This window comes from Wielerella bovis, from assembly GCF_022354465.1.
In the GTDB taxonomy this organism is placed as follows: Bacteria; Pseudomonadota; Gammaproteobacteria; order Burkholderiales; family Neisseriaceae; genus Wielerella; species Wielerella bovis.
The window spans coordinates 1,975,016-1,987,348 of record NZ_CP092361.1 but is presented as its reverse complement, the minus strand read 5'-3'; the positions used below and the strand labels follow the sequence as shown (position 1 = coordinate 1,987,348).

The following is a 12,333-nucleotide window of genomic DNA, read 5'->3' as shown; positions in this document are numbered from 1 at the left end:
TGCTGCCTCATTGTTGCATGATTTTGATATAGTAATTAGGGGCTAATGACAGCACAGTAGTGTCATTAGCTCCTAATTAATTATAAGTATTTGGTAATGATGATTCTAGCTAGGCAGTCTGAATGGATTTTATAGTGGATTCAATTTAAATCAGGATAAGGCGACAGCGACCGCTGTGTACACCTAGTACATAAGGGAGCTGGCAACGCTGTACTGGTTTAAATTGAATTCACTATACAAAGGTTTCAGGCTGCCTTTTATTATGCTGCTTTATCTTTACTAATAGACATACGAATCACTTGCCATGCGAATAAGCACGCACCACCAATGAAGACAAAGTCTGCAATTGTGCGCAACCAACGCAACATTTCCAAATGACCTTGTTGCATAAACTCTTCGCTGCGTGCATACCATAAACCTTCTGTGATAGAGGCATAGGCTTGGAAAATGCCGATGGGCAATAAGCTGGAAATAATCATGCCAATCAAACCTGCATTCATCAACCAAAAACCCCATGTCATTTGTTTGGCATCGTATGTGAAGTCAGGCTTGATGTAACAGCCGACCAATAATACAAAACCTAATGCCAAGAAACCATATACGCCAAATAATGCTGCGTGCGCGTGTACAGCGGTGGTATTCAAACCTTGCAAGTAGTACAGGCTAATCGGTGGGTTAATCAAGAAACCAAAGACACCTGCACCCAACATATTCCAGAATGCTACAGCTACGAAACACATTAAAGGCCAGCGCAGACGTTTCATCCAAGGTGCAGCGTGTTGATGAGACCAATGTTCATAAGCTTCATGACCCAATAAAATCAAGGGGACAACTTCCAGCGCAGAGAATGATGCACCTGCTGCCATTACGGGTGTGGTTGTGCCTGTGAAGTACAAGTGGTGGAATGTTCCTGGAACGCCGCCTACCAAGAAGAGGCTACCTGCAACCAAAGATGCGGTTGTCGCAGATTTGTAGCTTACCAAACCCAAGTTGTAGAAAATAAACGCCAATGCAGCGGTGGCAAATACTTCAAAGAAGCCTTCTACCCATAAATGCACCACCCACCAACGCCAGTATTCCATCACTGCCAAAGTCGTGTGTTCGCCATAGAACAAGCCTGGTGCATAGAACGCACCCACACCTACGATAGATGCTACGAAAATCGCCAACAAGTTTTTGTCGCCACCTTGCTTAAAAGCAGGAATAGCACAACGTAACATCAAAAATAGCCACAGCAAGAAACCCACAGTCAGCAATAATTGCCAAAAACGACCCAAATCCAAATATTCATAGCCTTGATGACCAAACCAGAAATTAGCGCTGCCTGAAAGTTTATTCAACACCAAAGAAGTGAAGTTACCTGCATAAGAACCTGCAACTACAATAAACAAGGCAACATACAGTAAATTCACACCCAAAGCTTGGTATTTGGGGTCTTTACCACCATTCAACACAGGCGCAATAAACAAACCAGCAGTTAAGAAACCTGTCGCAATCCAGAACAAGGCAGATTGCAAGTGCCAAGTACGCGCCAAAGAGTAAGGCAGAATTTTAGATAATTCAATACCATAAAAATGCTGACCTTCAATGGTGTAGTGTGCCACCAAGCCACCCAACAAAATTTGCACAATAAACAAAATAACGGTCAAAGCCGCATATTTCCACAATGCTTTTTGAGAAGGTGTTAATACAATTTTTGCTAATGGGTCGTATTCAGGTACTTCGGGTTCAACTTCTTGTTTGCGCAAAAAGTGATAACCCCATACCAAAAAGCCTACACCAGCCAACAAAAATACGATAGACGCAAACGACCACATATAATTTTCAGTTGTTGGCTTATTGTCAATCAAAGGCTCATGCGGCCAGTTATTGGTGTAAGTCGCCACACTATTGGGACGATTTGCCGATGCCGACCAAGCTGTCCAGAAAAAGAATTTGGTTAAATGCTGACGCGCTTGCAAATCGGGCAAAGTATTGGTTTTCATCGCAAAAGATTCGCGCGTTTTATCCAATTCAGGTTTGTCGCCATACAAATCAATGTAATATTGTGCCGTTTGCTCAATCGCTTTCACGCGCGTATCAGACAATTTAACCGTACCCGATTCGTCCATCGCACTTTGTTCACGATATTCTTGTTTCAAACGCGCTTGGATTGCCGCTTTTTGCGCCACATCCAGCTCATCAAATTTTTTGCTATGCTCAGCTTGCGCAGTTAAATCCAACCAAGCCACCAATTCACGGTGTAAGAAATCCGCCGTCCAGTCAGGTGCCTGATAAGCACCATGTCCCAACACCGAGCCCAATTCCATACCACCCGTAGATTGCCACGCCGATTGACCTTTGTGGATGTCATCTTTGGTGATAATCGTTGCGCCCGAAGCAGAAACAAATTTTTCTGGAAACGGTGGTGCTTGACGATAAACTTCAACACCCAAATAACCGAGTAAGGAAAAGGTTACAGCCAACACGCAGATTAACGTGTACCATAACTTTTTATATTGCCCCATTTTGTGCTCCTAAAAAGTAATTTTGCGGTTTATTACATTCATAAATTATGAATGTTAAAAATTGTAACATAGGCAGCCTGAAAAAAGATAAATAATTTTTCAGGCTGCCTTATTTATTCATTAATTATTTGTACATTAATAATATTTTATTTATTTATGCAATGAACAAAAAGGCAGCCTGAAAACCAAATTAACCACAAAACAACCAAATTATGTGCTATTTAGCTGAAAAAATATGAGTATTTAATGAATTTTTGATTTAAGTCAAGATAAGTTAAAAAGTCTTAACACATAATGGCGCACATGATTAAATGTTTTCAGACAGCCTGAAAATGACACAATAACTTTTTATTCTCGTGAAGGAACACGACCATGAAAATGCGTACATTAGCAGCTTTGATTGCTTCTACTTTTGTTTTTGCCGCTTGCTCACAGCCGCAACCTGCACCATCTGATTCAGCTAAAACAGCTTCTGCACCTGCTCAGACTGTGGCAGTGGATAATACGCCAGCAGCGGATTTGCCTGTGATTGATGCAGTGATGACGTATGCACCAGAAGCTCCACCACCTGTGAATCGCGACCATGCTGCGCGTGTGAAAGTGAAAATTGAAGTAGCTGAAAAAGTGATGAAAATCGCAGATGGCGTGGAATACAAATTCTGGACATTTGGCGGTCAAGTTCCTGGACAAATGATTCGTGTGCGTGAAGGCGATATTGTGGACGTGGAATTTGCCAATCGTTCAGATTCTACTGTGCCGCACAACATTGACTTCCATGCGGCAACAGGTCCAGGGGGTGGTGCAGAAGCATCGTTTACCGCACCAGGACATGTGAGCAATTTCAGCTTTAAAGCCTTACAACCAGGTTTGTACATTTACCATTGTGCGACTGCACCTGTGGGCATGCACATTGCCAATGGTATGTATGGTTTGATTTTGGTTGAGCCAAAAGAAGGTTTGCCAAAAGTGGACCGCGAATACTATGTGGTTCAAGGCGATTTCTACACCAAAGGCAAATATGGCGAAGCAGGCTTACAACCATTTGATATGGAAAAAGCGATTAAAGAGCAGCCTGATTATGTGGTATTCAATGGTAGCGTAGGCTCTATTGCGGGCGAAAATGCCTTGAAAGCCAATGTAGGCGAAACGGTTCGTTTATTTGTGGGTAATGGTGGCCCGAATTTGGTATCTTCATTCCATGTGATTGGCGAAATTTTTGACAAGGTTTATGTTGAAGGCGGTGATTTAATCAACAAAAATGTACAAACCACATTGGTTCCTGCAGGTGGTGCGGCGATTGTGGAAATGAAAATTGATGTACCAGGAACATACAATTTGGTTGACCACTCTATTTTCCGTACGTTTAACAAAGGTGCTTTGGGTCAAATTAAAGCCGAAGGTGCCGAAGATAAAGACATTTTCTCAGGAAAAATTACCGAAGGTGTATATCAAAGCGAAGGTGGGGCTATTCAAACCGCGCCTTTAACTGCCAGCGAAACTGCCAAAGTGGAAGCGGGTACACCCAAAGCAGGCAGCAAAGAAGAGCGTGTGAAAGCAGGTGAAGTAGTGTACAAAGCTAACTGTTTGGCTTGTCATGGTGTGGAAGGTAAAGGTGTAGAAGGTGCGTTCCCGCCATTGGCTGAATCTGATTACTTGAATGCTGACCATAAACGCGGTATCCAAGCGGTTGTGAAAGGTTTGAGTGGTGAAATTACCGTTAATGGTAAAAAATACAATAGTGTGATGCCTGCTTTGTCATTGAATGATGAAGAAGTGGCGAATGTTTTGACTTATGTGTTGAACACTTTTGGCAACAAAGGTGGCGAAGTGAAACCAGAAGATGTGGCTGCTGCGCGTAAGTAAGGCATGAAAGAAGCTGCCAGTTATGATATTGCTGGCAGCTTTTTTTCAGGCTGCGTTTTGTGGATAAGTGTGTTTAAATTTTAGATTAAGATAGACAATGATAAAATCACACAAAAGGCAGCCTGAAAACCTAAAATGATAAGGAAAAACACATCATGAAACTTCATTCCTATTTATTTGCAGCCGTGTTATTTTCAGGCTGCCTGAATGTTGGTGCGGCGGGCATGGCTAAAATTGAAGGCGGCAGTTATCGCCCTTTGTATTTAAAAAAAGATACGCCGCTGATTCCTGTCAAATCGTTTCAGTTGGACAAAACGCCTATTACCAATGCGGAATTTTCGCGTTTTGTGCAAAAACATCCGCAATGGCAGCGCGGTAAAGTGGGTGTGCGTCATGCGGAAGCTCAATATTTGAGTCATTGGGTTAAACAAGGCAATGCGTATGTCCCCAAAGCGGCTGACGCCAATAAACCTGTGGTTAATGTATCGTGGTTTGCGGCGCATGCGTATTGCGTGGCGCAAGGCAAACGCTTGCCGACCATTGATGAATGGGAATATGTGGGACAGGCTTCGGCATTGCAAAAAAATGGTACGAATGAAGCCAGCTACAATCGTACCATTTTGGATTGGTATGCCGATGGTGGGCGTTCAGGTTTGCGTGATGTGGGTAAGGGCAAAGCGAATTTTTACGGCGTACACGATATGCACGGCATGATTTGGGAATGGACGGAGGATTTTAACAGCAGCTTGCTCAATGGCGGCAGCAACAGCGATTTATATTGTGGCGGCGGTTCCAATAATGCCACCGACCCAAGTAATTATGTGGCATTTATGCGCTTTGGTATTCGCACCAGTTTGAAAGCACCTTTTGTGTTGAAAAATTTGGGTTTTCGTTGTGCGAAATAGCGGCGAATGATGATTTGGGCGTGAGTTGGTTTTGCAGATAACCAAAATTCAAGGAAAAAAGTGAGTTCATGCTTTCCATTGAAAAATATTTTCAACGCAGGATTGGGCGAATTTGGTGCAAAATTCAATTATGCACGACGCTGTTCATTGCCGTTATTCTCTAGGTTTCAGGCTGCCTAAAATATAGGCAGCCTGAAACTTTTGTATAGTTGGAAACCTTTGCAAAGTTCCAAATTGTATAGTGGATTCAATTTAAATCAGGACAAGGCGACAGCGACTGCCGTGTATACTTAAGTACATAAGAGAGCTGGCAATGCCATATTATTTTTATTTAACCGATTATAATTTGAAAATTATCGAATACAAGTATCCAATCTACACCATAATTATATAGTGCATTCAATTTAAACCAGTACAGCGTTGCCAGCTTCCTTATGTACTATGTGTACACGGCGGTCGCTGTCGCCTTGTTCTGATTTAAATTGAATTCACTATATCAATCTAGCGATTAATCGCTCCCATTAAGTATAATTTGATTATGCAGTTTCAGGCAGCCTGAAAAATATAAAACGAAAGCAATAATATGAAATACAAAGACCTACGCGAATTCATGCAAATCCTTGAACAACAAGGCAAACTCAAACGCATTACCGCGCCCGTGTCGCCCCATTTGGAAATCACGGAGATTTCCGACCGCGTTTTGCGTGCTGATGGTGCGGCTTTGTTGTTTGAAAACCCAGTGCGCCCAGACGGCACAAAATACGCCTACCCCGTGTTAGCCAATTTATTCGGCACAACCGAGCGCGTGGCAATGGGCATGGGCGCAAGCGATATCAGCGAATTGCGCGACATCGGCAAAACATTGGCTTATTTGAAAGAGCCCGAACCGCCCAAAGGCGTGAAAGACGCATTCAGCAAATTGCCCTTGCTGAAAGACATTTGGAGCATGGCACCGAATATCGTCAAAAATGCCCCTTGCCAAGAAATTGTTTTGGAAGGGGAAAATGTCAATTTGTACGATTTGCCGATTCAACATTGCTGGGCTGGCGATGTTGCACCCCTGATTACTTGGGGTTTGACCGTAACGCGCGGTTACAACAAAAAACGCCAAAATCTCGGTATTTACAGGCAGCAAGTATTGAGCAAAAACAAAGTGATTATGCGTTGGCTGGCACATCGCGGCGGCGCGTTGGATTTTCAGGAACACAAACGCCTGTTTCCCGATAAGCCGTATCCCGTTTCTGTGGTGTTGGGCTGCGACCCTGCAACCATCTTGAGCGCGGTTACACCCGTTCCCGACACTTTGAGCGAATACCAATTTGCAGGTTTGCTGCGCGGCGCACGCACAGAATTGACCAAATGCATTGGCAACGATTTGCACGTCCCAGCGCGTGCCGAAATCGTGTTGGAAGGCGTGATTTACCCCGATGAAGTCGCGCTGGAAGGTCCTTACGGCGACCACACGGGCTATTACAATGAACAGGATTATTTCCCTGTATTCACAGTAGAACGCATTACCATGCGCGAAAACCCGATTTACCACAGCACCTACACAGGCGCACCGCCCGATGAACCAGCCGTGTTGGGCGAGGCGTTGAATGAAGTGTTTGTACCATTGTTGCAAAAGCAATTCCCTGAAATTGTGGACTTTTATTTGCCACCCGAAGCCTGTTCGTATCGCATGGCGGTCGTGAGCATGAAAAAGCAATACGCTGGACACGCCAAGCGTGTGATGATGGGTTGCTGGTCGTTTTTGCGGCAATTTATGTACACCAAATTCATTGTGGTGGTGGACGATGACATTGACGTGCGCGACTGGAAACAAGTCATCTGGGCGATGACCACGCGCATGGACCCTGTGCGCGACACGGTTTTGATGGAAAACACGCCGATTGATTATTTGGATTTTGCCAGCCCTGTGAGTGGTTTGGGCGGCAAAATGGGCTTGGACGCAACGAATAAATGGGCGGGCGAAACCAACCGCGAGTGGGGCGTGCCGATTAAGCACGACCCTGCGACTGTCGCCAAAGTGGACGCGATGTGGGCGAATTTGGGTTTGTGAAATGTGTTTCAGGCTGCCTTTATTTTCAGGCAGCCTGAAAACAGGGATAATTTATTGATATTTGGTGGCAATCAGTAACAAAAATACCCCATAAAAACATTAATCAATTCTAATTTAGGATATTATGATGAATGAGATTGTTCAAATTCCCTTTCATGAAAAAAGAAGACAGCATTTTTTAAGTGAAGATAGATGGCTTATTTTTAATGAAAGATTAGTAGATTCTCTTGATATGTTTAAAAGCATTGAGCAATCAGTTAATCTAGATGAAAAACAAACTTTGTTTTATCGACATCAAACTTTATGGAATTTACTCAGAATTAAATACAGCAGGAGATGATTTAGAGAAATTGCCATCTATATTAAATGAAATCATTGATGATTTACAACAAATGACTCAATTTTGGCAAAAAAATAAGGAAGAATTAAAAAAATTTGGCTATTTTTATCCACCATTACAATGGAATTTGGCTGATGTGTATTTGAAAACTTTGGGTTTAATTTCAATGTGCTATCTTTTACACCGAGAAGACCTACTCCCCCAACTCTTGCAAATCATTTTAGACAACGCTGCCGATGATTTAGAACCCGATAATACCATTGAAGATTTCTTCTACTATCGCTTCAAAGACCGTCCCGACCCAAACTATATTCAAATGGGCGACCACGCCGTACTGCTTTCTGATGCCATTCGCGAAAAAGACCCAAATGAGAAAAAAGCATTACTGCACCAGTATCTCAAAGATTGGTACAAAGAAATGGTAGGTATGTCAGATTTGGAATACAACAGTCATTTAGACCCTGAACAAAATGGCTATTGTGGTTACTGGGCATTTGAAGCCGCTGCCATTGCTTATTTGGACGATGTAGATGATACTGAATTTTATCAATATCCTCACTATCCCAAAGATTTGGTTGAATGGGCAAGAGAAAAACAGTTCATCGGTTGAATGGATTGAGCTATTAACTTAACTACAAATAGAATGATTTTATCTGGAAGCAAAATAGCAGCCTGAAAACGCTAAAAACAAATTTTCTATTTTCAGGCTGCCTTTATGATGAAAATACATTAGAATTTCATTTTCTCACTTGTTCTCAAATAAACGGAGTTGTCCATGCAAACTGACGTTCAAATCGCACAAGCTGCTGACATCAAGCACATCAATGATATTGCAGCAAAAATCAATATTTCACACGATAAATTGGAACATTACGGCAAATACAAAGCCAAAATCAACCCAGCTGACGCATTTGCCCTGCCCAAAAAACAAGGCAAATTGATTTTGGTAACGGCAATTAACCCCACGCCCGCAGGCGAAGGCAAAACCACCGTTACCATCGGTTTGACGGATGCGCTGAATCACATTGGTAAACAAGCGGTGGTTGCCATGCGCGAACCGTCTCTCGGTCCCGTATTTGGTGTGAAAGGTGGTGCGGCAGGTGGTGGTTACGCGCAAGTTTTGCCGATGGAAGACATTAATTTGCATTTCACAGGCGATTTCCATGCGATTGGTGCGGCAAACAATCTGCTCGCAGCGATGTTGGATAACCATATTTATCAAGGCAATGCGTTGCAAATTGACCCGAAACGCGTGGTATGGCGACGCGTGGTGGACATGAATGACCGTCAATTACGTAATATTATCAATGGCTTGGGCAAACCAACCGACGGTGTGATTCGCCCCGATGGTTTTGATATTACCGTTGCCAGCGAAGTGATGGCGATTTTCTGCTTAGCCAATGATTTGAAAGATTTAAAAGAACGTTTAGGCAATATTTTGGTGGCATACAGCGTTTCAGGCAGCCCTATTTACGCCAAAGATTTGAACGCACATGGCGCGATGACCGCTTTGCTGAAAGACGCGATTAAACCAAATTTGGTGCAAACCATTGAAGGTTCGCCCGCTTTTGTACACGGTGGGCCTTTTGCGAATATTGCACACGGTTGTAATTCTGTGTTGGCAACGCGTTTGGCGCAACATTTGGGCGATTATGCGGTTACCGAAGCAGGTTTTGGTGCGGATTTGGGTGCGGAAAAATTCTGTGATATTAAATCGCGTTTGGCGGGATTTACCCCCGATTGTGCGGTGGTGGTGGCAACGGTTCGCGCTTTGAAATACAACGGCGGTGTGGAAAAAGCCGATTTGGGCGCGGAAAATGTGGACGCGGTGAACAAAGGTTTGCCCAATTTATTGAAACACATCAGTAATTTGAAAAATGTGTTTGGTTTGCCTGTGGTGGTGGCGATTAACCGTTTTGTGTCAGATAGCGATGCGGAACTTGCTGCCATTCAGGCTGCCTGCGAAGCGAATGGCGCAGATTTTGCCTTAACCGAAGTGTGGGCAAAAGGTGGCAAAGGTGGTGTGGATTTGGCGAATAAAGTGGTACAAGCGATTGAAAAAAATCAAAATAACTTTAAATTCGCCTATGATGTGAATGACAGCATTGCCGATAAAATTACCGCAGTTGCCACCCAAATTTACGGCGCGGACAAAGTGGAATTCAGCGCGGAAGCCCAAGCGGAAATCGCCAATTTAACGCGTTTGGGGCTGGATAAATTGCCCGTGTGCATGGCGAAAACGCAGTATTCTTTGAGTGATAATGCGAAATTGCTGGGTTGCCCGAGTGGTTTTACGATTCAGGTGCGCGGCATGACGGTGTCGGCTGGGGCTGGGTTTATTGTTGTGTTGTGCGGCAATATGATGAAAATGCCGGGTTTGCCGAAAGTGCCAGCCGCCGAGAAAATTGATGTAGATGAAAATGGTGTGATTAGCGGATTGTTTTGATTTATATTTTTAAAATAATCAGGCAGCCTGAAAATGGATTTTTCCCATATTTCAGGCTGCCTGAACATTTATTTTTGTTGTTGAATTAGATTTATAGTAGATTCAATTTAAATCAGGACAAGGCGACAGCAACCGCTGTGTACATCTATAGTCGTTTCAAATACAAATAAGTACAGCGTTGCCAACGCCCTTATGTACTAGGCGTACACGGCGGGCGTTGTCGCCTTGTGCTATTTTAATTTGAAACGACTATAGTACATAAGGGAACTGGCAACGCTGTATTATTTTTATTTTAAACGACCATATCATTCACAATATAAAGTTTCAGGCTGTCTATTGATTATGAATAGGCAGCCTGAAAATAATGATGTCTTTATTTTTGTTCACTATCTGGCGTTGGGTTTTCAATATTGCTCACATTTTCAACTGCGGGTTGTGTTTTCAAGCTGCCTGATGCTCCCCATTTTTTCCAAGCCCACATCGCATAACCCGATAAACTGTATCCGAAGAAAAACAAAAACAGCAACAGCGCAGGTTGTAATACCAGTAATACAAACGCCATCAGCAAACCAATCATGCCGACAAATGATACGCGGCGGCGAATATTGAGTTCCTTGAAACTCCAAAATGGAATTTGCGCCACCATAGATAAACCTGCAAACAAAGTCAGCAGCAACACCAAAATGCTGCCTGTTTCGTTAAATAAGCCATTGTAACTGCGGTCCAGCCAAATCATGCCGACCATCAACGCGGCGGCAGTTGGACTGGGAATACCGATAAACCATTTTTTATCTACTTTGCCAATCAGCGTATTAAATAATGCCAAGCGTAACGCGGCACACGCGCAGTAAATAAACGCCACGCAATAACCCAGTTTGCCAAAATTAAATAATTGCCAGTTATACACAATCAACGCAGGAGCAATACCAAAACTGACCATATCCGCCAAACTGTCCAATTGTTCGCCAAACGCGCTTTGGCTGTTGGTTAAACGCGCTACACGCCCGTCCATGCCGTCCAAAAACATGGCGATGAACACCGAAATTGCCGCACTTTCGTAACGTCCATGCATGGATTGCGTAATCGCAAAAAACGCGGCAAACAAGGCGGCAATGGTAAACGAGTTGGGCAGCAAATAAATACTGTTTTGACGGATTAACTCGCGCTTGCTGGGTTTAACATGATTATCTGGTTCTGTGGAATCAGACGAATGCTGTGCTTCTAATTTATCCAATTTTTCAGGGGAGATAATGTCGGTTTCTTCCTGTGTTTTCATGATATAACTCCTATTTTTGGCTTTTCAGGCTGCATTTTTATACACGATTAAGATAATATTCAGGCAGCCTGAAAACATGACATGGATTGATTTTTCAATTTGGCTCGCAGATGATTGCGAATTAACGATTGTTCAAACCCAATACATCTTGCATATCAAACAAACCTGTGTCGTGCTGACGTAACCACACCGCAGCACGCACCGCACCAGCGGCAAAAGTCATGCGACTGCTGGCTTTATGTGTGATTTCTACGCGCTCGCCTTCGGTGGCAAACATGGCAGTATGCTCGCCGACAATATCGCCAGCGCGAATCGTTGCAAAACCAATGGTTTGTGCTTCACGCGCACCCGTGTGTCCTTCACGTCCGTAAACCGCGCATTCTTTCAAATCACGTCCCAAAGCATGAGCGATGACTTCGCCCATACGCAAAGCTGTTCCACTAGGCGCATCTACTTTGTGGCGATGGTGTGCTTCCACAATTTCAATGTCATAACCTTCGTTTAACACACGCGCTACGGTATCCAAAATATGGAATGTTAAATTTACACCTACGCTGTAATTGGCGGCAAAGACAATACCAACTTTTTCAGAGGCAGCCTGAATAGCGGCTTTACCTGCTTCATCAAAACCAGTTGTGCCAATAATCATCTTCACGCCTTTTGCCGCGCATTGGGTAATCAGAGGAAGGGAAACATGGGCGCGTGTGAAATCAATCAATACATCGGCATTTGCCAATACGGCATCCACATCGGCAGAAATCGCTACGCCTGTTTTAATGCCTACCGCATAACCTGCATCCAAACCCAAAGCATCGGATTGAGTGTGTTCCAGCGCGCCAACCAAAATAGTATGGGGATTAGCGTCAATCGCTTGTACCAAAGTTTTACCCATGCGCCCATTTGCGCCTGCAATAGCAATTTTTAATTGTGTCAT

8 protein-coding genes are annotated in these 12,333 nt (G+C 43.6%); 5 read left to right on the top strand and 3 right to left on the bottom strand.

Translation table 11 applies throughout. From position 1 onward, the window contains the following. Positions 1-260: 260 nt before the first annotated feature. Complete coding sequence (locus tag MIS45_RS09635; protein ID WP_249450386.1) at positions 261-2,507, bottom strand: nitric-oxide reductase large subunit; 2,247 nt, start codon at positions 2,505-2,507, stop codon at positions 261-263. Positions 2,508-2,879: 372 nt separating this feature from the next. Between MIS45_RS09635 and nirK the strand changes: the two genes are divergently transcribed. From nirK to MIS45_RS09610, 5 genes are all read left to right on the top strand, one after another. Next, entirely contained in the window at positions 2,880-4,370 is a 1,491-nt protein-coding gene (gene nirK, locus MIS45_RS09630; RefSeq protein ID WP_249450385.1) for a copper-containing nitrite reductase, read from the top strand. Positions 4,371-4,525: 155 nt separating this feature from the next. Further along, positions 4,526-5,275 carry a formylglycine-generating enzyme family protein gene (locus MIS45_RS09625; protein ID WP_249450384.1) on the top strand — a complete coding sequence of 250 codons (750 nt, stop codon included), beginning with the start codon at positions 4,526-4,528 and terminating at the stop codon, positions 5,273-5,275. A 583-nt stretch (positions 5,276-5,858) separates the two neighbouring features. Further along, positions 5,859-7,337 (top strand): 4-hydroxy-3-polyprenylbenzoate decarboxylase, encoded by a 1,479-nt coding sequence (gene ubiD, locus MIS45_RS09620; RefSeq protein WP_249450383.1) that lies wholly within the window; start codon positions 5,859-5,861, stop codon positions 7,335-7,337. A gap of 266 nt (positions 7,338-7,603) precedes the next feature. Next, positions 7,604-8,287: a PoNe immunity protein domain-containing protein gene (locus tag MIS45_RS09615; protein ID WP_249450382.1), complete on the top strand. Its 684-nt coding sequence runs from the start codon at positions 7,604-7,606 to the stop codon at positions 8,285-8,287. 159 nt (positions 8,288-8,446) lie between these two features. Continuing rightward, positions 8,447-10,123 carry a formate--tetrahydrofolate ligase gene (locus tag MIS45_RS09610; protein ID WP_249450381.1) on the top strand — a complete coding sequence of 559 codons (1,677 nt, stop codon included), beginning with the start codon at positions 8,447-8,449 and terminating at the stop codon, positions 10,121-10,123. A gap of 373 nt (positions 10,124-10,496) precedes the next feature. Here MIS45_RS09610 and pssA read toward each other — a convergent pair whose 3' ends face one another. Further along, the gene (pssA, locus tag MIS45_RS09605; RefSeq protein ID WP_249450380.1) at positions 10,497-11,399 is read right to left on the bottom strand and encodes a CDP-diacylglycerol--serine O-phosphatidyltransferase; all 903 of its coding nucleotides are present in this window, start codon (positions 11,397-11,399) and stop codon (positions 10,497-10,499) included. A 121-nt stretch (positions 11,400-11,520) separates the two neighbouring features. Continuing rightward, complete coding sequence (gene dapB / locus MIS45_RS09600; RefSeq protein WP_249450379.1) at positions 11,521-12,333, bottom strand: 4-hydroxy-tetrahydrodipicolinate reductase; 813 nt, start codon at positions 12,331-12,333, stop codon at positions 11,521-11,523.